General features: G+C 70.2%; 17 protein-coding genes and 4 pseudogenes. 9 read left to right on the top strand and 12 right to left on the bottom strand.

All coding sequences use genetic code 11. The features are described 5' to 3' along the window. Window positions 1–8 precede the first annotated feature (8 nt). Complete coding sequence (gene typA / locus G4Q83_RS14710) at window positions 9–1,838, bottom strand: translational GTPase TypA (RefSeq protein ID WP_128420157.1); 1,830 nt, start codon at window positions 1,836–1,838, stop codon at window positions 9–11. Between the two features lie 191 nt (window positions 1,839–2,029). Here typA and G4Q83_RS14705 point away from each other — a divergent pair, with 191 nt between their 5' ends. The 3 genes from G4Q83_RS14705 to G4Q83_RS14695 all read left to right on the top strand — a co-directional run bounded on the left by G4Q83_RS14705 (window position 2,030) and on the right by G4Q83_RS14695 (window position 4,009). Next, a complete protein-coding gene (locus G4Q83_RS14705; protein ID WP_128420156.1) occupies window positions 2,030–2,524 on the top strand; it encodes a peptidylprolyl isomerase in 495 nt (164 codons plus the stop codon). 113 nt (window positions 2,525–2,637) lie between these two features. Then, complete coding sequence (locus G4Q83_RS14700; protein ID WP_246432108.1) at window positions 2,638–2,988, top strand: glutaredoxin family protein; 351 nt, start codon at window positions 2,638–2,640, stop codon at window positions 2,986–2,988. Between the two features lie 34 nt (window positions 2,989–3,022). Next, window positions 3,023–4,009, top strand: coding sequence for a malate dehydrogenase (locus tag G4Q83_RS14695; protein WP_128420155.1), 987 nt, complete (start codon window positions 3,023–3,025; stop codon window positions 4,007–4,009). A gap of 340 nt (window positions 4,010–4,349) precedes the next feature. On the opposite strand, the gene G4Q83_RS14690 is transcribed toward G4Q83_RS14695, so the two are convergent. Both G4Q83_RS14690 and G4Q83_RS14685 read right to left on the bottom strand, forming a co-directional pair. Beyond that, a complete protein-coding gene (locus tag G4Q83_RS14690; protein ID WP_128420154.1) occupies window positions 4,350–4,952 on the bottom strand; it encodes a TetR/AcrR family transcriptional regulator in 603 nt (200 codons plus the stop codon). Next, the gene (locus tag G4Q83_RS14685) at window positions 4,949–5,572 is read right to left on the bottom strand and encodes an NAD(P)H-dependent oxidoreductase (protein WP_128420153.1); all 624 of its coding nucleotides are present in this window, start codon (window positions 5,570–5,572) and stop codon (window positions 4,949–4,951) included. Before G4Q83_RS14685 ends, G4Q83_RS14690 begins: the two co-directional genes overlap by 4 nt. Before the next feature lie 274 nt (window positions 5,573–5,846). On the opposite strand from G4Q83_RS14685, the gene G4Q83_RS14680 reads away from it, so the two are divergent. After that, complete coding sequence (locus tag G4Q83_RS14680; protein ID WP_128420152.1) at window positions 5,847–8,342, top strand: S9 family peptidase; 2,496 nt, start codon at window positions 5,847–5,849, stop codon at window positions 8,340–8,342. 119 nt (window positions 8,343–8,461) lie between these two features. Then, window positions 8,462–10,332, top strand: a pseudogene (prpE, locus tag G4Q83_RS14675) (propionate--CoA ligase); the annotation flags it as partial. 207 nt (window positions 10,333–10,539) lie between these two features. On the opposite strand, the gene G4Q83_RS14670 reads toward prpE, so the two are convergent. After that, on the bottom strand, window positions 10,540–11,148 hold the full coding sequence (locus G4Q83_RS14670; protein WP_128420151.1) for a glutathione binding-like protein: 609 nt from the start codon (window positions 11,146–11,148) through the stop codon (window positions 10,540–10,542). Window positions 11,149–11,221: 73 nt separating this feature from the next. Further along, the gene (locus G4Q83_RS14665) at window positions 11,222–11,683 is read right to left on the bottom strand and encodes a cell wall hydrolase (RefSeq protein WP_128420150.1); all 462 of its coding nucleotides are present in this window, start codon (window positions 11,681–11,683) and stop codon (window positions 11,222–11,224) included. Between the two features lie 296 nt (window positions 11,684–11,979). Here G4Q83_RS14665 and G4Q83_RS14660 point away from each other — a divergent pair. Continuing rightward, window positions 11,980–12,778: pseudogene (locus G4Q83_RS14660) on the top strand (IS5 family transposase). Here the strand turns inward: G4Q83_RS14660 and G4Q83_RS23485 are convergent. Continuing rightward, complete coding sequence (locus tag G4Q83_RS23485) at window positions 12,765–13,427, bottom strand: hypothetical protein (protein ID WP_246432107.1); 663 nt, start codon at window positions 13,425–13,427, stop codon at window positions 12,765–12,767. The pseudogene G4Q83_RS14660 and the gene G4Q83_RS23485 overlap by 14 nt on opposite strands. A 3-nt stretch (window positions 13,428–13,430) precedes the next feature. Between G4Q83_RS23485 and G4Q83_RS24100 the strand changes: the two genes are divergently transcribed. Continuing rightward, a complete protein-coding gene (locus tag G4Q83_RS24100; protein ID WP_281401965.1) occupies window positions 13,431–13,565 on the top strand; it encodes a hypothetical protein in 135 nt (44 codons plus the stop codon). A gap of 29 nt (window positions 13,566–13,594) precedes the next feature. Further along, window positions 13,595–13,699: pseudogene (locus G4Q83_RS23480) on the top strand (hypothetical protein); the annotation flags it as partial. A 208-nt stretch (window positions 13,700–13,907) separates the two neighbouring features. Here the strand turns inward: G4Q83_RS23480 and G4Q83_RS14645 are convergent. Then, on the bottom strand, window positions 13,908–15,272 hold the full coding sequence (locus tag G4Q83_RS14645; protein WP_128420979.1) for an MFS transporter: 1,365 nt from the start codon (window positions 15,270–15,272) through the stop codon (window positions 13,908–13,910). Between the two features lie 136 nt (window positions 15,273–15,408). On the opposite strand from G4Q83_RS14645, the pseudogene G4Q83_RS24235 reads away from it, so the two are divergent. Next, window positions 15,409–15,702: pseudogene (locus tag G4Q83_RS24235) on the top strand (Rap1a/Tai family immunity protein); the annotation flags it as partial. A gap of 81 nt (window positions 15,703–15,783) precedes the next feature. Here G4Q83_RS24235 and G4Q83_RS14635 read toward each other — a convergent pair. The 5 genes from G4Q83_RS14635 to G4Q83_RS14615 all read right to left on the bottom strand — a co-directional run bounded on the left by G4Q83_RS14635 (window position 15,784) and on the right by G4Q83_RS14615 (window position 22,790). After that, on the bottom strand, window positions 15,784–17,832 hold the full coding sequence (locus G4Q83_RS14635) for an NADPH-dependent 2,4-dienoyl-CoA reductase (RefSeq protein ID WP_128420980.1): 2,049 nt from the start codon (window positions 17,830–17,832) through the stop codon (window positions 15,784–15,786). A 271-nt stretch (window positions 17,833–18,103) separates the two neighbouring features. Next, window positions 18,104–19,129 (bottom strand): zinc-binding alcohol dehydrogenase family protein, encoded by a 1,026-nt coding sequence (locus G4Q83_RS14630; protein ID WP_128420981.1) that lies wholly within the window; start codon window positions 19,127–19,129, stop codon window positions 18,104–18,106. Window positions 19,130–19,194: 65 nt separating this feature from the next. After that, window positions 19,195–20,229, bottom strand: a complete 1,035-nt coding sequence (locus tag G4Q83_RS14625; protein ID WP_128420982.1) for an aldo/keto reductase — start codon at window positions 20,227–20,229, stop codon at window positions 19,195–19,197. A gap of 42 nt (window positions 20,230–20,271) precedes the next feature. Continuing rightward, window positions 20,272–21,546: an SGNH/GDSL hydrolase family protein gene (locus G4Q83_RS14620; RefSeq protein WP_128420983.1), complete on the bottom strand. Its 1,275-nt coding sequence runs from the start codon at window positions 21,544–21,546 to the stop codon at window positions 20,272–20,274. Further along, window positions 21,543–22,790 (bottom strand): MFS transporter, encoded by a 1,248-nt coding sequence (locus G4Q83_RS14615; RefSeq protein WP_128420984.1) that lies wholly within the window; start codon window positions 22,788–22,790, stop codon window positions 21,543–21,545. The genes G4Q83_RS14620 and G4Q83_RS14615 overlap by 4 nt, the downstream gene beginning before the upstream one ends. Between the last annotated feature and the right edge of the window lie 84 nt (window positions 22,791–22,874).

Below are 22,874 nucleotides of genomic sequence, written 5' to 3'. Positions count from 1 at the left end.
GTCGGCGATCAGCCGCCGCGACCGGCGCGCTTGCGATCGCTTTCGGTCAGGAACTTCTTGCGCAGGCGGATTTCCTTCGGGGTGACCTCGACCAGTTCGTCGTCCTCGATGAAGTCCAGCGCCTGCTCCAGGGTGTACTTGATTGCCGGGGTCAGCTTGATCGCATCGTCCTTGCCCGACGCGCGCATGTTGGTCAGCGGCTTGGTCTTGATCGCGTTGACGGTCAGATCGTTGTCCTTGGAGTGGATGCCGACCAGCTGGCCTTCGTACACGTTGTCGCCTTCGGCGGCGAACAGGCGGCCGCGCTCTTCCAGCGGCCCCAGCGCGTAGGCGGGGGTGGCGCCGGCGGCGTTGGCGATCATCACGCCGTTCTGGCGCTTGGCGATGGCGCCCTGTTCCTTCGGGCCGTAGTGGTCGAACACGTGGAACAGCAGGCCCGACCCCTGGGTCAGGGTGCGGAACTCGTTCTGGAAGCCGATCAAGCCACGCGCCGGGATCATGTAGTCCAGGCGCACGCGGCCCTTGCCGTCCGGCTCCATGTTCTTCAGCTGGCCCTTGCGGATGCCCAGCTTCTCCATCACGCCGCCCTGGTGCTGCTCTTCGATGTCCACCACCAGCTGCTCGACCGGCTCCATCTGCTGGCCGTCGATCTCCTTGACGATGACTTCCGGGCGCGACACCGCCAGTTCGAAGCCTTCGCGGCGCATGTTCTCGATCAGCACCGACAGGTGCAGCTCGCCGCGGCCGGAGACCAGGAACTTGTCCGGGTCCGAGCCTTCCTCGACCTTCAGCGCGACGTTGTGCAGGGTCTCGCGCTCCAGGCGCTCGCGGATCTGGCGGCTAGTGATGAACTTGCCGCCGCTGTGGTCCTTGCTGCCGGCGAACGGCGAATTGTTGACCTGGAAGGTCATCGAGATGGTCGGCTCGTCCACGGTCAGCGCCGGCAGCGCTTCGGGGGCGTCCAGCGCGCAGATGGTGTCGGAGATGCTCATGTCGGCCACACCGGAGATGGCGACGATGTCGCCGGCCTCGGCTTCCTCCACTTCCACCCGCTCCAGGCCCATGAAGCCGAGCACCTGCAGGATCTTGCCCTGGCGCTTCTTGCCCTCGCGGTCGACGATGCTGACCGGCATGTTCTTCTTGATCTTGCCGCGCTGGATGCGGCCGATGCCGATCAGGCCGACGAAGTTGTTGTAGTCCAGTTGGCTGATGCGCATCTGGAACGGACCGTCCGGGTCCACCTGCGGCGGCGCCACGTGCTTCATGATCGCTGCGTACAGCGGGGTCATGTCGCCTTCGCGCGCGCTGTCGTCCAGGCTCGCGTAGCCGTGCAGCGCCGAGGCGTAGACGATCGGGAAGTCGAGCTGCTCGTTGGTCGCGCCGAGCTTGTCGAACAGGTCGAACACCTGGTCGATCACCCAGTCCGGACGCGCGCCCGGGCGGTCGATCTTGTTGACCACCACGATCGGCTTGAAGCCCATCGCGAACGCCTTCTGGGTGACGAAGCGGGTCTGCGGCATCGGCCCGTCCATCGCGTCGACCAGGATCAGCACCGAGTCCACCATCGACAGCACGCGCTCCACTTCGCCGCCGAAGTCGGCGTGTCCGGGGGTGTCGACGATGTTGATGCGGTTGCCCTGCCAGGTGATGGCCGTGTTCTTGGCCAGGATCGTGATGCCGCGCTCCTTTTCCTGATCGTTGCTGTCCATCACGCGCTCGGCCAGCACCGTGCGCTCGGACAGGGTGCCGGACTGCTTCAGCAGGCAGTCGACGAGGGTGGTCTTGCCGTGGTCGACGTGGGCGACGATGGCGATATTGCGAAGATTTTCGATGGACATGCGAAAGGGGGCCAACCGGCGCCGGAAAGAAAGGAAAGTAAGCCGTCTATCATACCTGGATCCCGGCCCGCCTGCCGGTTCAGGATGGCGGCGGTGGCGCTCAGTCCCGTGATCGGGTGCCGGAAGCGGGCCAAGCAGGCCGCCATGTATCCTATGCGCCCCCCATGACGCCCTCGTTTCCAAGGAGTCCCATGTCCCTGATCGCCCATTTCGACACCGCCCGCGGCCCGATCAAGATCGAGCTGTATCCCGACAAGGCGCCGCTGACCGTGGCCAACTTCGTGAACCTGGCCGAGCGCGGCTTCTACGACGGGCTGACCTTCCACCGCGTGATCGCCGACTTCATGATCCAGGGCGGCTGCCCGGAAGGCTCCGGCCGCGGCGGCCCGGGCTACCGCTTCGAGGACGAGACCGACAACGGCGTGCGCCACGAGCGCGGGGTGCTGTCGATGGCCAACGCCGGCCCCAGCACCAACGGCAGCCAGTTCTTCATCACCCACACCGCCACCCCTTGGCTGGACGGCAAGCACACCGTGTTCGGCAAGGTGATCGAGGGCCTGGACGTGGTCGACAGCGTCGTCCAGGGCGATGTGATCAACAAGGTCGCCCTCGAAGGCGACGCCGATGCGGTGCTGGCGGCCAAGGCCGACCGCGTCGCCGAATGGAACCGCCTGCTCAGCGCCTGATCGCTGTGCGTGCGCGGCCGTGCAGGCCGGCCGCCGCTGGCCTGCGTGCTAGCATTCGCCGGCTGACCGCCGCGCCCGCGCCCGAGCCTCGATGACGATGCGTCCTCTCCTAATTGTGCCTGCTGCTGCTCGGAATCGGCGGCGGCGGTGTGCATGCGTGGTGGCGCGGCGGCCAGTCGGCGGCGCTGGCGGACCGCGATCCGCGGCGGCTCACCGGCGAGGACGGCATCGTGATGCTGGCCGCCGACTGGTGCGGCTACTGCCGTCGGCAACAGGCCGATTTCGCCCGCGCCCGGGTCCGCTATCGCGTCCTCGACGTGGAGCAGGAGCACGGCCGCCGCGCGGCCGCCGCCCTGGGCCGCGAGGGCGTGCCGATCACGGTGATCGGCCAGCGCGTGATCGATGGCTACGACACGGCCGCTCTGGACGCGCACCTGCTCCGGCTCGGCTATCGCGTCTACTGACCCTATCCCTTTTTTAGCAGAGGAATCCCCCCCCATGAAGACACCCGTACGTGTTGCCGTGACCGGTGCCGCCGGCCAGATCGCCTATGCCCTGCTGTTCCGTATCGCCTCCGGCGAAATGCTGGGCAAGGACCAGCCGGTGATCCTGCAGCTGCTCGAGCTGCCGGTGGAGAAGGCCCAGGCCGCGCTGAAGGGCGTGATGATGGAGTTGGAGGACGGCGCGTTCCCGCTGCTGGCCGGCATGGTCGGCACCGACGACGCGGAAGTGGCGTTCAAGGACGCCGACGTCGCCCTGCTGGTCGGTGCGCGTCCGCGCGGTCCGGGCATGGAGCGCAAGGACCTGCTGCTGGAGAACGCCAAGATCTTCACCGCGCAGGGCGCGGCGCTGAACAAGGTCGCCAGCCGCAACGTCAAGGTGCTGGTGGTCGGCAACCCGGCCAACACCAACGCCTACATCGCGATGAAGTCGGCGCCGGACCTGAACCCGAAGAACTTCACCGCGATGCTGCGCCTGGACCACAACCGCGCGCTGAGCCAGCTCGCCGCCAAGCTCGGCAAGCCGGTCGGCGGCATCGAGAAGCTGGTGGTGTGGGGCAACCACAGCCCGACCATGTACCCGGACTACCGCTTCGCCACCGCCGACGGCGCCTCGATCGGCGACGCGATCAACGACCAGGAGTGGAACGCGGGGACCTTCATCCCGACCGTCGGCAAGCGCGGCGCGGCGATCATCCAAGCGCGCGGCCTGTCCTCGGCGGCCTCGGCGGCGAACGCGGCGATCGACCACGTCCACGACTGGGTGCTGGGCAGCGGCGGCAAGTGGGTGACGATGGGCATTGCCTCCGACGGCAGCTACGGCATTCCGGAAGGCGTGGTGTTCGGCTTCCCGGTGACGACCGAGAACGGCGAGTACACCCTGGTCAAGGACCTGCCGATCGACGCGTTCAGCCGCAAGTACATCGACAGGACCCTGGCCGAGCTGGAAGAAGAGCGCAGCGGCGTGGCGCACCTGCTGGGCTGATCGCACGCACGATCACGTCACCGGGCGCCGGGCTGTGCCCGGGGTTCTGCGTTGTGCGGGCCGGAACGCGATGGACATGCGCCGCTGGCGGCTGTTCGTCGCTGTCGCCGACCGGCAGCGTCGTCGGTGGCGCCATGCGTTGCGGCAGCACCCGGTCCGGCGCCAGCCAGGCCGTAGAGAAGATACGGCCTGGCTGGGGTGCGGCGGCGCCGTGGATGGCGGCGGTGCCGGCTGCGTCCCGTCGCGCAGCGCCGTCGGCATGCGAGTCCTGCGTCCGACACCGGATGGCGGCGCCGCAACCTGTGCAGGCCGGGTATCTCCGGTGTCCCCCCCCCTCGGCCTATTTGCTGCGTTTGACCATGGCGAGTGTGCTCACGAACAGCGCGTGCCTGGCCTGCTCTTCGCTGATGTCGCCCGACACCACCGCTTGCGAAAGCGAGTCCGCCGCACCCAGCAGCGCCCATAGCGCTGCCGGCGACACACCGGTCGGCCCGGAAAACGGTGCCAGGATTTTCCGGCATTTTTCGATGAAGACCTGCTGGTAATGCCGCTTGACCGAGGCCAGCTCCGGCGAGCCGCCGAGCGCGGCCAGCACGCTCGGAATCTCCCGCCCTTGCGCCAGCACGCACGCCACGTAGCGCGAGGCGATCACGCTCGCCTTGTCTTCCAACGTCGGCTTCGAGGCGGCGATGGCCGCATCGATGATGGCCGTCTGGCGCGCATCGAAATCTTTGTAGAGCGCAGCCAGCAATCCATTGCGCGTGCCGAAGTGGTCGTAGACCACCGGCTTGCTGACGCCTGCATCCTCGGCGAGCTGCCCCAAGGTCAGCGCATCGGTTCCCTTGCTGCGGATCAGCGTCCACGCGACGTCGAGCAACTGGCGGGTTCGCGCCTGGCGGGACAAACGCCGACGTGGCGTTGCGTCGGGCGTGCGTGCGCTCATGCCGGGATGCTCTCGCTGCGGGTGGCGGCGGCAGCGCAAAAAATGCGCCGGCCAATGGCGTGCGCCGATGCGTAGTGCGCCTGCGGGAATGCCGGATCCGGCAGCAGAAGCAGTTCCGATGTCTGCACGCGTGCGCCGCAGTAGCCGAAGATGCCGTGGTCGATCTGCGTCTTCATCGCGCCGAAGTAGCCGTGGCGCGCATAGGTGCGCTGATCGGCGCCGCCGATGGCGAGCAGGTGGACACGCAGGCGCGCGAGCTTGCCGACCAGCCTTCCGTTCGCGTCGTCCTCGTAGGCCCAGCCCTGGGTGAAGACGCGGTCGATCCAGCCCTTGAGCAGGGCGGGAAAGGACCACCAGTAGATCGGATAGACCAGGATCAGGGCGTCGGCGCGGTCCAGGCGCGCATGTTCCGCGGCGATGTCGGTGTCGGGAGCGGTGGTCTTCAGCTGTACCGCGACGTCGTTGCGGGTAAACCGCGGATCGAACCCTTCCTGGGCCAGGTCGGCGATTTCGAAGGTGTGCCCCGCATCGGCCGCCGCCAGACCTGCGCCCAGCTGCGCAGCGACGGCGTGGGTATGAGAGCGTTGATCCGGATGGGCTACGACGATGACGGCGTGCATGGGGTGGTCGGCTCCAGTAGAACGATATCGACCAATGGTAACCTACTGTTGGTAGGTAGTTGGGCGGCGTTGGCCGCATGCAGCGCATGGAGGCACCCGCAGGGAGTGCGGATGCCGCGCGCCGACACGATTGCAGGGGCGCGCAAAGGCGCGCGTGGGAGCTTGCACAGATGTGGGGGCGCTTCGGCGGCGGCACTCCGATGCCGAAGCTGCCTCGGCCCGATGCGTCACGGTGTGCTACGTTGCCGCAGCCATTCGCCTGGGAACAACGTCTATGCACACGTCGTATCGATGGATCGGGTCGCTGGCGCTCGCCAGCGTGTTGCCGCTCGCCGCCTTGGCCGCGGACGGCGGTTACCGGCAGCCGCCGGAGCCGCTGCTGAGCGTGATGCGCGCGCCGCTGAATCCATCGCCGCGGTTGGATCCCTCCGGCAAGACCGTGTTGCTGGTGCAGCGCACCCAGTATCCGCCGATCGCGCGCGTCGCCGAGCCGTACCTGAAGCTGGCCGGCGTGCGCGTGGAGCCGCGCAGCCACAGCCGCCACGACATGGCCAACGGCTATGGCATCCGCACCTGCCTGGAAGGCTTCGCCCTGCTCGACGTGGCCAGCGGCAAGCAGACCACGGTGGCCTTGCCGGCCGGCGCCTGTCCGGCGCTGCCGGTGTGGTCGCCCGACGGGCGCCGCTTCGCCTTCGGCAACACCGCCGCCGACCGCGTCGAGCTATGGCTGGGCGACGTCGCCAGCGGCCGCGTGCGCCGGATCGACGGCGTGCAGCTCAATCCGGTGCTGGGCGGCGAGATCCAGTGGCTGGGCGGCAGCGACACGCTGCTGCTGAAGACCGTGCCGCAGGACCTGGGCGCGGCGCCGCGCAAGGCGGCGGTGCCGCCGGGCCCGGAGGTCAAGGAAACCATCCAGGGCAAGGGCGAAAGCAGCACCTACGAGGCGCGCGACACGCTGTCCAGTCCCGAGGACGAGGCGCTGTTCGCGTACTACGCCACCTCGCAGCTGCTCAAGGTCGATGCCGCCACCGGCAGCCAGAGCAAGGTCGGCGCGCCGGCGGTCTACACCGCGGTCGACGGCGCCCCCGACGGCCGCCACGTGCGCGTGGAGCGACTGCAGCGGCCGTATTCCTACGTCACCACCTACAGCCGCTTCGCGCACGACGTCGCGGTGCTGGACCTGGCCAGCGGCAGCGAGCGCGTCCTGGCCGACCTGCCGGTCGCCGACCGGGTGCCGGTGCAGGGCGTGCCGACCGGCCCGCGCGCGTATTCCTGGCGGGCCAACCAGCCGGCGACGCTGGTGTGGGCCGAAGCGCTGGACGGTGGCGACTGGAAGGCGAACGTGCCGGCGCGCGACAAACTGCTGACCCTGTCGGCGCCGTTCACCGCCAAGCCGCGCGAACTGGCGCGGGTGACGCAGCGCTATGCCGGGCTGTCCTGGTTCGCCGAGGGCGCGCAGGCGCTGCTGGACGAGTACGACGAGAACCGCCACTGGCGCCGCACTACGCTGCTGGACGCGGACCGCCCCGGCCATGGCGGCCGCGTGCTGTTCGACCTGTCCACCGACGACCTGTACGCCGATCCCGGCACCCCGGAGATGCGCGTGCTCGCCAACGGCGAAGCGGTGCTGCACGAGGACCGCGGCGCGTTGTTCCTGAGCGGACAGGGCGCCTCGCCGGCCGGCAACCGGCCGTTCCTGGATCGCTACGAGCTGGCCAGCGGCAAGACCGAGCGCCTGTTCCGCAGCGACGCCAGCGTCGACGAGGTGTTCGCCGGTTTCGCCGGCGACGACGTGGCGCGGCTGCTGACCTGGCGGCAGTCGCCGGTCGATCCGCCGAACGTGTACCTGCGCACGCTGGGCCAGGCGCGGCCGGGCGCGGCGGCGGGCGAGGCGGCCTACGCGTCCAGCATCGTGCCGGTGACCCGCTTTCCCGACCCGACGCCGCTGGTACGTCAGATCAAGAAGCGCTTGGTGACCTACAAGCGCAAGGACGGGGTGGAGTTGTCGTTCACCCTGTACACGCCGCCGGGCTACCGGGAAGGCACGCGGGTGCCGGCGATCCTGTACGCCTATCCGCTCGACTATGCCGACCCGTCCAAGGCCGGCCAGGTCAGCGGCGCCAACGAACGCGATTTCACCCGCCTGAGCTCCTACCAGCTGCTGCTGCTGGCCGGCTACGCGATCATCGACGACACCGCGTTCCCGATCGTCGGCGATCCCAAGACCGCCTACGACACCTATCTGCAGCAGCTGGTGGACAACGCCAGCGCCGCGGTAGACAAGGCGGTGGAACTGGGTGTGGTCGATCGCCAGCGGATCGGCGTCACCGGTCACAGCCACGGCGCGCTGATGGCCGCCAACCTGCTGGCGCATACCGACTTGTTCCGCGCCGGCGTGGCCACCAGCGGCAGCTACAACAAGACCCTGACCCCGTTCGGCTTCCAGAACGAGCGGCGCTCGTTCTGGGCCGCGCCGCAGGTCTATGCGCAGGCCTCGGCGTTCTTCCATGCCGACAAGATCGACGAGCCGCTGCTGATCGTGCACGGCATGGACGATGCGAATCCCGGTACCGAGACCACCCAGGCGCCGCGTCTGTTCCAGGCGATCCGCGGCAACGGCGGCACCGCGCGCCTGGTGCTGCTGCCGTTCGAGCCGCACTGGTACACGGCGCGCGAGTCCAACGAGGACCTGGTCGCCGAGATGCTGGAGTGGTTCGACCGCTACGTGAAGAATGCCGCGCCGCGCGCCGCCGCGGCGCAGAAGCAGTAGCCGCGCGGGCATAGGCGCGGCGGGGCCGTGGCCTGCACCGCTTCGACCAATGTTGGAAGGACGCCCGCGCCGCGCAGGGACCATGCTCGGCGCGGCTGCATCGCCTCGGGAGGGGCCGCATGGGCTACGCCAGGCTGTACCGGCGCTCGATCGAGCGGCCGGAGGAGTTCTGCGCGGAGCAGGCCAGGGCCATCCACTGGCAGCGGCCGCCGCAGACCATCCTGGAGAGTACGACGACCCGCCGTTCCGGCGCTGGTTCGGCGGCGGGCTGACCAACCTGTGCCACAACGCGGTCGACCGGCACCTGCCCGAGCGCGCCGCGCAACTGGCGCTGGCGGCGGTGTCCAGCGAGACCGGGCAGACCCGCGAATTCACCTAATGCGCAGCTGCATGACGAGGTCAACGCCTTCGCGGTGCTGCTGCGCCTGGACGTGCAGCGCGGCGACTGCGTGGTGGTGTACATGCCGAACATGGCCGAGGCGGTGTTCGCGATGCTCGCCTGCGCGCGCATCGGCGCGGCGCACTCGGTGGTGTTCGGCGGCTTCGCCGCGCACAATCTGGCGCTGCGCATCGACGATGCGGCGCCGAAGCTGCTGATCGCCGCCGACGCCGGCAGCCGCGGCGGCAAGATCATTCCCTACAAACCGCTGATCGACGCCGCCTGCGTGGAGGCCAGCGCGCCGCCGCCGAAGCTGCTGATCGTCTCGCGCGGGCTGGATCCGGCGCAGCCACGCATCGACGGGGGCGACGTGGATTACGCCGATCTGCGCGCGCAAGTCGGCGCCGCGCCGGTGCCGGTGGTCTGGCTGGAGTCCAACGCACCCGGCTACCTGCTGTATACCTCGGGCACCACCGGCAAGCCCAAGGGCGTGCAGCGCGACGTCGGCGGCTACGCGGTGGCCTTGGCGCTGTCGATCCGCACGGTGTTTGATTGCGCGCCCGGGCAGGCGATGTTCTCCACCTCCGACGTCGGCTGGGCGGTCGGCCATTCGTACAACGTGTACGGACCGCCGATCGCCGGTTGCACCTCGCTGCTGTACGAAGGCTTGCCGGTGCAGCCGGATCCCGGCGTGTGGTGGGCGCTGTGCGAGCAATGCCGGGTGCGCACGATGTTCTCCTCGCCGACCGCGATCTGCGTGCTGAAGAAGCACCCGCCCAGCCACATCCGCGACCACGACCTGAGCGCGCTGCAGTCCCTGTTCCTGGCCGGCGAACCGCTGGACGAGCCGACCGCGTGGTGGATCGGCGCGGCGCTGGGCAAGCCGGTCATCGATACCTACTGGCAGACCGAGACCGGCTGGCCGGCGCTGACTCTGCTACCGGGGCTGGAGATGAAGCCGGTCAAGCCCGGCTCTCCCGGGTTCCCGAACCTGGGCTACCGGAGGAAGATCGTCGAGGAGGCCGGCGCCGAGGTGCCGGACGGACGCAAGGGCGTGCTGGTGATCGAGCCGCTGTTGCCGCCGGGCTGCATGACCACGGTGTGGAGTGACGACGCGCGTTTCCTGCGCAACTGCTTCGGCCGTTTTCGGGAACTGCTGTACAGCTCGCCGGACTGGGCGATCCGCGACGAGGACGGCTATACGTTCATCCTTTGCCGCACCGACGACGTGATCAATGTCGCCGGGCACCGCCTGGGTACGCGCGAGATCGAAGAAGCCATCGCCGGCCATCCGGACGTGGCCGAGGTGACGGTGATCGGCATGCGCGACGAACTGAAGGGGCAGGTGCCGGTGGTCTTCGCCATGCTGAAGCAGGCAGCGCCCGATGCCGCCGCCATCGCCGCGCAGCTGCGGCAATGCGTGGTCGAACGGCTCGGTGCGGTGGCGCGTGGCCGGCGCAGGTCCACCTGGTGCAGATGTTGCCGAAGACGCGTTCGGGCAAGCTGCTGCGGCGCTCGCTGCAGGCGCTGGCCGAGCAGCGCGATCCGGGCGACCTGTCGACACTGGACGATCCGCGCGCGCTCGACGCGATCGGCCGGGTCTTGCGGCGCGGAGCCGCCGCCGCGTGCCTGCACCGCGCCGACCGCTGCGAGCGAGCGCCATCGCATGCGGGCGAAGATCGGATGGTGCCGCGACGCTGCTGCGCGGATGCGGTGAGAGCGTCCGCAACGCGGCGGCTGCAGGTGCGGGTCGGTGTCAGCCGCCGGGACGGGCGTTGTCGGTCGGGGACTGTCGCGGCTGCAGCTGCCCCTGCAGTCTCACTGCAGGCCTTCGGCGTGCAGTGCCGCCTGCACCTGCGGGTCGGCGGCCATGCGCACGAAGAAGCGCTGCAGGTTCGCGCCGAGTTCGATCCGCAATGCCTGCGCCCAGCGCAACGTCACGAACAGATAGGCATCGGCGATCGAGCGTTGTGCGCCGCCGAGCCAGGCCTGAGTCTGTAACGGCGCGTCCACGCGAGCGAACAGCGTGTGCAGGCGCTCGCGCGCATGCTGCTGGGTCCGCGCGATCGCCGCATCGTCTTCGAGGTAGCGCGTGCTGCCGAACAGGGGATGGAACGCGGGGTGCAGGTCGGCGTTGAGAAAGGCGAGCCAGCGCTGCACTTCGGCACGGCTGCGCGCGCTGCCGTCGCCGGCCAGCTGCGCGGCCGGGACCAGATCGGCGATGTAGTTGAGGATCGCCGAATTCTGGGTCAACACCCAGTCGTCGGACTGCAGCGCGGGTACCGCACCGGCGGGATTGACGGCGAGATAGGCCGGCGCCTTCATCGACGCGGCGTCGAGCAGCACCAGTTCGAACGGCAACTGCGCCCAGCGCAGCACGATGTGATCGGCCAGCGAACAGGCGCTGGGCTTGGCATAGAGTTTCATCGCGGGAAGTCTCCACATGCGGAAAGGGCCGGCAAGCCTACCCGGCCGCATGTGCATATGGCGATACCGGGGATCAGGATGCGTCGCGCGGCCGCAGTTTCTGCACGCGGTAGAACGTATGGTCGCCGATCGTCGCGACCTGGTAGGCGTTGCGCCAGCTCGGGCGGGCGATCGCATGCGCGGCGAAGTGGCTGGCGCCGGGCACGATCTCCTTGCGCTGGCCCTGCGGCAGCGCCCAGTTGCGCTCGGCGGCGAAGGCGACATCGACCGCATCGGCCCAGGCATCGTCGTTCTTCAGTTCGGTGCCGGGCTTCACCAGGCCGGGCGCGAACTGCTTGCGCGCGGTGACCACCTGGCACATCGAGGTACCCCACAGGCCGCTGTCCAGGCGCCGCAGCGCGACTTCGGCGACCGCCTGCTGGCCGCGCAGCGTCTGGTCGCGTGCTTCCAGGTACACGGTGGTGCTCAGGCACAGCGAATCGGCGGCCGGTTGCGGCAACAGCTGCGACAGCCAGAGTATCCAGGCCAGTTTCATGTCACTCCTTGCTCCGTATGGGCCGTTGCGGGGCTGCACCGGGTGGCGCGGCAACGCAATGCGGCTTGGCGTCATGGGGAGGCGGCCTGTCACGGGCCGCCCGGGTGCCGGCGCGCTCTGCGGCGCCGGCGGATCCGCCAGGATGGGCGGATCGGAGGTGGCGCGCACGATAGGTGCCGCGTCCCCAATCGCAACTGAACCCCGATCGTTGACAGGCTTCACAGGTTCTGCCGCGGCGGCGGTGCCGGCGCTTAGAACCTGTTCACGATCTTTCCCGGGTAGTGCAAACTCTGCGGATGCGCACAAAGACGTATCCGAGTGCCATGAGCCGGGAGCGGTTCGAGCAGATCCGCCCCATTCTGGAGCAGGCGCGCAAGCGTACCAAGCCACGGACCGTGGATCTGTAGGACGTGTGGTGCGCGGTGCTGTACCTGCTGCGCACCGGCTGTCAGTGGCGAGCGCTGCCCAGCGACTTCCCGAAGTGGCGCACCGTGCACTGCTACTTTGCCAAGTGGAGCGAACCAGACGATGAAGGAGTGAGCCTGCTGGAGCGGGCGCTCAAAAAATCAGGTTGGCGCGGCCCGCCAGGGACAGGGGCGCAACGCTTGCAGCACGTTCTTGATCGTGGACGCACAGAGCGTGAAGAACACGGACACGGCCGGCCAGAAGGGTTATGACGCGGGCAAGAAGGTCTCGGGGATCAAGCGTCGCATCGCCGTCGATACCCAAGGCCTGCCGCATGCGGTCGCGGTGACGAGGGCGGAAGTGACCGACCGCAAAGGCGCGCTCCAATCCCTGGATCGTTGCAAGCCGAACCTGGGACACGTGCAAAGCCTGTTGTGCGATAGCGGCTATACCGCAGAACCATTCGCCGAAGGCGTACGAGAGATCCTGGGCAAGCAAGTCACGGTGCAGATCGCCAAACGCAGCGAACTGCACACCTTCAAGGTCATGCCCAAGCGCTGGAGCGTCGAACGCAGCTTTGCGTGGCTGGAAAAGAACCGAAGGCTATGGAAGAACTGCGAGCGCAAGCTCAACACCAGCTTGCAGTTCATCCACCTGGCATGCCTGACACTACTACTCAAAAGATCGTGAACAGGTTCTTAGGGAACTGGCGGCGTCGCATCAGCAAGACATAGGTCCTGACCACCGGATTCGGGGGGCCAGCGAGTTGCGCCAAGCGCTGGGCGCGGTCCGGCCAGTGCTTGCCAGCGATCGCCGGCACGGGCAGATCCTCGAACCATGGGTCGTGGTCGTGCGCGTAGTGCGGCGCGGACAGCAGCGCGGCGAGCAGCGCGACGCCGCGATCTCGGGCCGCGCCGGGCGGCGCGTATTCGAGAGAGCGCAGCAGCGTGCGCTGCACGCGGCGATGCCTTTCAGGGTGTTCCGAGGCGAGCTTCCAGCACACACGGTGCGATAGCGCCAGCGCATCGCCGTGCGGATCGCACAGGCGCTCGGGCAGTACCGCCGGCGCCAGCAGCGGCCGGCCGACCACCGCACCCAACAGCAATGTCCGGCAGCGCATGCTCGCCACCGCCAGGCCGGCGATGCGTTGTAGTTGCGGCCTCAGAGGGTGTTTCCTAAATAATTTCTCGCGCGAGTCTGGAGGCAAGCATACGTGCCAGACCCAGGCCACTGCGTTCTGCATCGGCCTGATGGGCGGCGTGCGCGGCCAGCGCCGGATGGCCTGGCCGAGATGCGGCCCGGTGCGGTGCTGGCATAGCTGCTGCGGTTCCGCGACCAACTGTTGGCCGAGACCGGCGTGGAGCGCGCGAGGGTGGTCGGCGCGGGCCTGGCGATCTCGGTATTCTTCACCGGACAGGGCCGGCAGATGGCCGGGCCGCCGGCACTGGAGGACTGGTCCCAGGTGGAGCCGGGGTGATCCTTGAGGACGCGCTGGGTTGCGCGATCATGGTGGAGAACGACGGTGCGGCAGTGGCCGAGAGCCTGTACGGGGTCGGCCGCGACTGCCGCGATTTCGCCTACCTGCATCTGATCAACGGCTTCGGCGGCGGCATCGCCGATGGCCGGCTGTCCCGCGGCCATCGCGGCAACGCCGTCGAGTTCGGCGGCATCTGGACCGTCGCCGGTCTGGCGCCACCGCTGCCGGAACTGCGCATCGCCCGCACCGCCGGCGACGCAGCGACCCTGGGCGCGGCGCTCATGCCCCCTGCCGCGTGCCTTCTTCGTCTGAGCGGGCGCAGCGCCTGCAGGCATGGTTGGGTCACGGGCGCACATCCCCTGGTGTCGGCCTGCCGCGCCCTTGCACGGGCACGGCGCGGCCCATCCCGCTTGCGGGCACAGGCCGCGGTGCGGACAGCAGCGCCAGCAGCAGGCACAGCGCGCCGCAGGCCAGCGGGCCGGCCGCCATCGCCCAGCGCAGCAGCCTGCCATCGTCGGCGCGGTAGTCCACCGCGCCCAGCAGCAGTCCGATCACCGCGATGCCAGCGGCCAGCGCCACCTGCGCGCTGGCGCTCAACGCGGCGAAGCACAGTGGCTGCTGGGCGACCGCGCGCTTGGCGGTCTGCTGCGCATGCCAGGCCCAGACCAACTGGCCGCCGCCGCCGCCGATCGCGCCGATGCACGCGGCCGCCAGCACGCTCAGCTGCGGCCGCGCCGGCAGCGCCAGCGCGAACAGCGGCGCGCTCAGCAGCAGTGCGGTGCCGAGCCAGGCCAGGCGCTGCCGCGGCGCATGGCGTCGGCCCAGCCGCACGGCCAGCGGCTGCACCAACACCGCGCCCAGCGCATAGGCGACCAGCACCGCGCTGCCCCAGCCCGGCGACAGCAGACCGTAGGCGGCCACGTACGGCGCCAGCTTGGTGAAGGCGGGCAGGGTCAGCGACACCGCGGCGATCAGCGCCAGCGGCTGCCACGGGATCGCGCGCCAGGACGGGGCCGGCGCGGCAGATGCAGGCGCGCCGGGCGGCATGGCGGCCGGCGCGGGCGCGGCATGACGCTGCAGCACGCGGTGCAGGCGCCATGCGCACAGCACCGCCACCGCGGCCAGCAACGTGCTGGCCTGCAGGACGAAGGCCGCGCCGCCGGCGCCGCGCGCCAGGACCGCGCCGACCACCGCGCTGACCAGCAGCGCGGCGACGCCGCTGCCGGCCAGGCGCAGCGCGCTGGCGCCGTCGTGGCCGTGCCACGGCCAGTGCACCAGACTCAGCAAGGTGTTCTGCGCCACATCGCAGGCGGCATAGGCGATGCGGAACTGCAGGCTGACCACCAACACGTAGCCCAGCCGAAGCGACGCCGGCAGCAGCGGCGCGGCGAACGCCAGCAGCAGCGCCAGCGCCGCCGTGGCCAGCCCCAGCCATTGCAGGCGCCCGCTACCGGCCACCGCGCGCAGGTGCCGGCGCAAGCGCCAGCCGGCGCCGAGGCCGATCGCCGCACTGGCCAGCAGGCCCAGCGCCAGTACCAGTCCGGCCGCCGCCGCCCCCAGCCCGGCGTGCTCGGTCAGTGAATACAGCAGCAGCAATTCGCTGGCGTACCACAGCAGGCTCTTGCCGAAATGCGCCAAGGCATAAGCCGCCAGCGCCGCCGGTGGCAGCGACGGCAGCGGGGAAACGGGCTGTTGGGTCCATTGCATCCCCGGCTTATAGCGGTGCGATGCGACAACACCAAGTCCGGCCGCGCCGAACGGCCGCCCGCCGGGATCGACGCCATCGACCGGGCTGCCCGGGCCCACATCCGATGTCCCTGCGCATGCCCTTCCCGTTCGCTCCGTGCCTGGCGGCCTGGGCCGCAACGCCGGCATCGGCGACGCCCGCGCAGCCGCGGCGTGCCGATGTCTATTCAAGCGTCCGCAACCCGCTGCAGATGCTCAAGGGCGATCCGGACGCCGCCGGGCTGCACCGCGGCTCGCCGAAAGCCGCCGCCAGGCCAGCGAAGCGGCGCAGCTGTACATCGCGGGCGTGGCCGACGGTGCAGAGGGTGTGCAATGGTGCACGGACACGGGCGTGCTGCGGCACGAACTGGCCGATCGCGTCCACACTGCGCTCAGCGCGTTGCCGCCGGCGCAGCTGCAGCAGCGCGCGTCGACCTGGGTGATCCAGGCATTGCGCGCGTGTTTTCCCTGCCGTCCCGGCCGAGTGCGCCGCCTACAGCTGCGCCGCCAGCCGGCTGCCCTGGGCGATGGCGCGCTTGGCGTCCAGTTCCGCGGCGACGTCGGCGCCGCCGATCAGGTGCGCGCTGCGGCCCGCCGCCCGCAGCGCAGCGTGCAGCTCGCGGCGCGGTTCCTGGCCCGCGCAGATCACCACGGTGCCGACCGGCAGCCGCTGCTCGACGCCGTCCACGCGGATGCGCAGCCCGGCATCGTCCATGCCCAGGTACTCGACCCCGCCGAGCATGGTCACGTCCTTGGCCTTGAGCGTGGCGCGGTGGATCCAGCCGGTGGTCTTGCCCAGCCGCGCGCCGGGGCGGCCGGGACTGCGCTGCAGCAGCCACAGCGTGCGCGCCGGCGGCGTCGGCTGCGGCCTGCGCAACGCGCCGCGCGCCTCGAACTGCGGATCCACGCCCCATTCGGCCATCCACCGCGCCGGATCCAGCGCGGTCGATTCGCCGGCATGCGTCAGGAACTCGCCGACATCGAAGCCGATGCCGCCGGCGCCGATGATCGCGACCTTGTCCGCGGCCGTCACCCGGCCCCGCAGCACGTCGAGATAGCTGACCACGTTGGGGTGGTCGGCGCCGGGGAAATCGACCGCGCGCGGCACGATGCCGGTGGCCAGCACGACCTCGTCGAAGCCGGCCAGCAGCGCCGCATCGGCGGTGGTCTGCAGGCGCAGGTCCACGTCGCCGGCGGCGAGCGTGTGACGGAAGTAGCGCAGCGTCTCGTGGAATTCCTCTTTGCCGGGAATGCGCTTGGCCAGGTTGAACTGCCCGCCGATCTCCGCGGCGCTGTCGAATAGGGTCACGCGGTGGCCGCGTGCGGCGGCCACGCTGGCGCAGGCCAGCCCGGCCGGGCCGGCGCCGACCACGGCGATGCGCTTGGGCGCCGCCGTGGGCAGGTAGTTCAGGTCGGTCTCGGCGGCCGCGCGCGGATTGACTAGGCAACTGGCGGTCTTGTTCTCGAACACGTGGTCCAGGCACGCCTGGTTGCAGGCGATGCAGGTGTTGATCGCCTGCGCCTGGCCACGCCGCGCCTTGTCCGGCCATTGCGGATCGGCCAGCAGCGGCCGCGCCAGCGACACCATGTCGGCGCCGCCGCCGGCGAGGATGCGCTCGGCCACGTCGGGCATGTTGATGCGGTTGCTGGCGATCAGCGGCACCCGCACGTGCGGCTTGAGCTTGGCGGTGACGCCGGCGAACGCAGCGCGCGGCACCGAGGCGGCGATCGTGGGCACGCGCGCCTCGTGCCAGCCGATGCCGGAATTGATCAGCGTCGCGCCGGCCGCTTCGATCGCCTGCGCCTGCGCCACGATTTCGAGCCAGTCGCTGCCGTCCTCGACCAGGTCCACCAGCGACAGCCGGTAGATGATGATGAAGTCCGGCCCGCAGGCGGCGCGGATGCGGCGCACGATCTCCACCGCGAAGCGCATGCGCCTGGCCGCATCGCCGCCCCAGGCATCGTCGCGGCGGTTGCTGCGCGGCGCCACGAATTCGTTGATCAGATAGCCTTCCGAGCCCATCACTTCCACGCCGTCGTAGCCGGCCTCGCGCGCCAGCCGCGCGGCACGCGCATAGGCGCCGATCTGGCGCTCGACCCCGCGTGCGGACAGCGCGCGCGGCGTGAACGGATTGATCGGCGCCTTCAGCTGCGACGGCGCCACCGACAGCGGGTGGTAGGCGTAGCGTCCGGCATGCAGCAGCTGCAGACAGATCTTGGCGCCGTGCGCGTGCACCGCGCGGGTCACCTGCCGGTGCGGGCGCACTTCCCACGGCCACGACAGCTTGCCGCCGAACGGCTTCAGCCAGCCGACCACGTTCGGCGCGAAGCCGCCGGTGACGATCAGTCCGGCGCCGCCGGCGGCGCGCTCGGCGAAATACGCGGCCAGCTTGGGAAAGTCGCGCGCGCGATCCTCCAGGCCGGTATGCATCGAGCCCATCAGCACCCGGTTGCGCAGCTGGGTGAAGCCCAGGTCGAGCGGGGCGAACAGATGCGGATAGGCGACGGAGGACGGATCGGACTGGGCGGAGGCGGGCGACATGCCTTGGATACGCTTGCGTACGGAAGCGCGCAGGGTGCCGCGAAACCCGCGCCACGGCAAGAGGGGACCGCGGTGGTGGCCCCGAATCGCAGCGCTGCAACCCGGCCGGCCGTATGCCGGCGCCGTGCTGCGCCGCATGCGGCAACGGCGGTCGCCACCAAGCGTATCGACAGCGCTTGTAGGTGGGGCTTCAGGCCCGGTCGGGCTATCCCGGTAACGTCCGGTCGGGGCTGAAGCCCTTCTACACGGGTTACGGGGCATGCATGCCGGGTCAGCCCCAGCCGGCCAGCGCCAGCTTGCCGATGGTGCTGCCCGATTCCAGCCGCCGGTGCGCCTCGCGCAGGTTGGCCGCGTCGATCGGCGCCAGCGTCTCGGTCAAGGTGGTGCGCAGTGCGCCGGCGTCGATCAGGCTGGCCGCGCGCGCCAGGATCCGGTGCTGCTCGATCATGTCGGCGGTCTTGAAGCGCGCCCGCGCGAACATCATCTCCCAGTGGATGCCGATGCATTTGGCCTTGTATGGATCGCCGATGTGCAGCGCGCCGGACGGTTCCACGATCAACCCGACATGGCCTTGCGGCGCGACCAGTTCGCCGAGCGCATCCCAGTAGCGCTCGGTGTCGGCCAGATTCAACGCCGCCTCCACCTGCGCGATGCCCAGCGCCTGCAACTGCGGCGCCAGCGGCTGGCGATGGTCGATCACATGGCGCGCGCCCAACTGCAGGCACCAGTCGCGGGTCTGCGCGCGCGAGGCGGTGGCGACGACCTCGAAGCCTGCGTGCCGCGCCAGCTGGATCGCGATCGAACCGACGCCGCCGGCGGCGCCGATCACCAACAGGCGGCGGCCGCGGTTGCGCTCGTCGTCGAAGTCGAACGGCATGCGCTGGAACAGCAGCTCCCACGCGGTCAGCGTGGTCAGCGGCAGCGCCGCCGCTTGCGCGAAGTCGAGCGTGGCCGGCTTGCGCGCGACGATGCGCGCGTCGACCAACTGGTACTGCGCGTTGCTGCCGGCGCGGGTGATGTCGCCGGCGTAGTAGACCTCGTCGCTCGGCGCGAAGCCCTCGACCTCCGCGCCGACCGCCTCGACCACGCCGGCGGCATCGTAGCCCAGCACCCGCGGCTGCGCTTCCACCTGCGGCTTGGGCGCGCGCAGCTTGGTGTCGACCGGATTGACCGACACCGCTTCCACCCGCACCAGCAAGTCGAAGCCGGTGGGGGCGGGGGGCTTGGGCAGGTCGGCATCGAACAGCGATTGCGGATCGTCGATCGGCAGGTAATGGGTCAGGGCGACGGCTTTCATGATGTCTCCAGGAGTGGGGAAGCGGTGATCGGAGTGCGTTGCTGTCGGCGTGCGCTGCGCGCGGCTCACACCGGGCGCGGATTGCGCTCGGCGAAGCCGCGCTGGTGCCAGTACGGGTACCGCGGCACCACCGCGCTGGCCGCGTCCAGACGCTGTACCTGCGTGGCGTCGAGGTTCCAGCCGACCGCGCCCAGGTTCTGCCGCAACTGCTCCTCGTTGCGCGCGCCGATGATCACGCTGCTCACCGTGGGCCGCTGCAGCAGCCAGTTCAGCGCGATCTGCGGCACGCTCCTGCCGGTCTCGGCGGCGATCGCGTCGAGCGCATCGACCACCCGGTACAGGCGCTCGTCCTCGACCGGCGGCCCGGCCTCGGTGACCTTGCTGTCGTGCAGGCGGCTGCCCTGCGGCAGCGGCTGGCCGCGGCGGATCTTGCCGGTCAGCCGGCCCCAGCCCAGCGGGCTCCACACCAGCGCGCCGACACCCTGGTCCAGGCCCAGAGGCATCAGCTCTTCTTCGTAGTCGCGGCCGATCAGCGAGTAATAGGCCTGGTGCGCGACGTAGCGCGACCAGCCGTAGCGGTCGGCCACCGCCAGCGACTTCATCAGATGCCAACCGGAGAAGTTGGACACGCCCAGGTAGCGGATCTTGCCGGCGCGGACCAGGTCGTCGAGCGCGGACAGGGTTTCCTCCACCGGCGTCTTCGCATCGAAGCCGTGCAGCTGGAACAGGTCGATGTAGTCGGTGCCCAGGCGGGCCAGCGCCGCCTCCACTGCACGCACCAGGTGGAAGCGCGAGGAGCCGACGCTGTTCGGGTCGTCGGCGTCGAAGCGGAAGGTGGCCTTGGTCGAGATCAGCACCTGGTCGCGGCGGCCCTTGATTGCCGCGCCCAGCACCGATTCGGCGGCACCGCCGGAATAGATGTCGGCGCTGTCGAACAGGTTGACCCCGGCCTCCAGGCAGATGTCGATCAGGCGTCGCGCCTGGTCCACGTCCGAATTGCCCCAGGAGGCGAAGAACGCGTCCGCGCCGGCGAAGGTGCCGGTGCCGAAGCTGAGCACGGGGACCTTGAAGCCGGAGGCGCCGAGATGACGGTATTCCATGGTTGAGACTCCTTTGCGGGGGAAGTAATGAAGACGCGTGCTTCAGTGCGGCGCAGCGGTCGTGGCGCGCGCATCGCGCGTGTCGCCGAGTACGCGCGCGGCGGCCTCGGCCATGGCCGCATAACCGGCATCGCCGGGGTGCAGGTGGTCGCCGGAATCGAATGCGGGCAGCATGCGGGTGGGGTGCGCGGGGTCGCGGAGCAGGGCGTCGAAATCGATGATCGCATCGAAACCGTTGCCGTCGCGTATCCATGCGTTGACCTGCTGGCGCACGCGCTCCTTGTCCGCGCTGTAGTAGCCGCGGATCGGCGTGTCCGGCAGCGCGCCCTCGAACGGGGTCAGGGTGGCGCCGATCACGCGCAGGCCGCGCGCCTGCGCACGCTGCAGCAGCTGGCGATAACCGGCGATCAGTTCCTGTGCGGGCACCGGCGCGTCGTCCGGCGCGAACGGCGTGGCGTACCAACTGATGTCGTTGATGCCGATCAACAGCAGCAGCGTGCGCACGCCGGGTTGCGCCAGCACGTCGCGGTCCAGCCGCGCCAGCGCATTGCTGCCCATCCGGTCGCGCAGCATGCGGCCGCCGGAGATCCCGGCGTTGAGCACCGCCACGCGCTGCGCCGCCAGCCGCGTGGCCAACTGGTCCGGCCAGCGCCGGTCGCTGCCCGGGGTGGACGCGGCGCCATCGGTGATCGAATCGCCGAGCGCCACCACCGCGCCGACGGCATCGGCGCGGCGCACCTGGATGCCGCTGACGAACAGCCGCACCGGCAGCGCCGCGGCATCGGCCAGCGCCGTGTCCGCAGTGCGTTCGCCGTCGGCCAGCCAGGCGCTGTGCAGGCCTTCCCAATGGAACGTGGCCGGTGCGGTCGGCTGCGGCAGGTACAGGCTGATACTGAGTTGGGCCAGGTCCGGCACCGCCAGCGCGACCGGGTCGCTGAGCATCGGCGCACCGGCGGGGATGGTCACCGCGCGCTGCCCGCCGAAGCGCAGCGCGCGCTCCGAACCGGGCACGGTCGCCGCGCCGTCCGCGGCCAGCGCCAGCTGCGCGGCGCCGATGTGCAGCGGTTCGCGGCCGTAGGCGTTGGACAGTTCCACGCGCACTTCATTGCCGCCCAGGCTGATCCACGCCACCTGGCGCACGGTCTGCCGCCACAGGTTGAACGGGGTCCGGGTGGGGAACGGGAAGTCCGCCGCCCATAGCGGCTGCGGACTCGCCTGCCAGGTCGCGATCCAGTCGCGCCCGGTCGCGCCGGCGGGCGCCGCAAGCGCGCCCAGCAACGCCGTGGCCAGTGCGGCCTGCCACAAGTGCCAGTTCATGCCGCACCGCCCGTGGCGCATGCCGCCGCCGCCGCGTTCTCGGCGGCGGGCGCGGGCGACAGGCGCAGCGCCAGCAGCGCCGCCGCCAGCCCGGCCGCGGTGACCAGCGCGGCCGCCCATGGCAACTGCGCCAGACTGCCGCCGTGGTCGATCACCCGCCCGCCGAGCCAGGCACCCAGCGCATTGCCCAGGTTGAACGCGCCGATGTTCAGGCTCGACGCCAGGTGCCTCCCGGCGTCGCCGGCCTTGCCCAACACCCACACCTGCAACGGCGCCACGGTGGCGAACGCGGCCACGCCGAGCAGGCCGACGCACAGCGTCATCGCCGGCGCCGAGCGCAGCGCGAAGGTCAGCGCCGCCAGCACCAGCGCCAGCAAGCCCAGGGTCAGCGGCAGCGCGTGCCGCGGGCGCCGGTCGGCCAGACGCCCGCCGAGCACGTTGCCGACCACCATGCCGACCCCGAACACCAGCAACAGCGGCGAGACCGCGCTGTCGGCCAGGCCGGTGAGCCGGGTCAGGATCGGCTGGATGTAGGTATAGACGGTGAACACGCCGGCATAGCCGAGCACCGTCGTCGCCAGCCCGAGCAGCACCGGCGCACGGCCGACCGCGCGCAGTTCCTCGCGCAGCGGCGGCGCGGGCGCGCTGGCGCCGTCCGCCGGCACCAGTGCGGCGATCACCACGGTGGCCAGCAGGCCGATCGCGGCCACCGCCCAGAACGTCGCGCGCCAGCCCAACTGCAGGCCCAGCCAGGCGCCGGCCGGCACCCCGAGCAGGGTGGCGATGGTGAGTCCGGTGAACATGGTCGAGATCGCCGAGGCCTTGCGCTGCGGCGGCACCAGGCCGGTGGCGACCACCGCGCCGACGCCGAAGAAAGTGCCATGCGCCAGCGAGGTGACCACCCGCGCCGCCATCAGCGTGGCGTAGTCCGGGGCCAGCGCGCAGGCCAGGTTGCCGGCCGTGAACACCAGCATCAGCGCCACCAGCACCTGCTTGCGCGGCCAGCGCCGGCTGGCCACGGTCAGCAGTGGCGCGCCGGCGAATACGCCCAGCGCGTATCCGGAAATCAGCAGTCCGGCGGCGGCCACACTGACCTGCAGATCGGCTGCGACCTGCAGCAGCAGGCCCATGATCACGAATTCGGTGGTGCCGATGCCGAACGCACCGGCCGTCAGCGCGAACAGCGCGATCGGCAGGCGCGGCGGTGGCGGGACGGCGGGCGACTGTGTGGGGGACGAGATCATGTTATGAGGGTGCTGCTGGATGGGAAGAACACAGCCTGGGCCCGCGCTTTACCTTCGGAAACTGGCAAGATATTGAGTGACTTT

This window comes from Xanthomonas theicola (genome assembly GCF_014236795.1).
Lineage (GTDB): Bacteria > Pseudomonadota > Gammaproteobacteria > Xanthomonadales > Xanthomonadaceae > Xanthomonas_A > Xanthomonas_A theicola.
The sequence above is the reverse complement of the archived record's forward strand: the minus strand, read 5'-3'. Positions and strand labels throughout refer to the sequence as shown.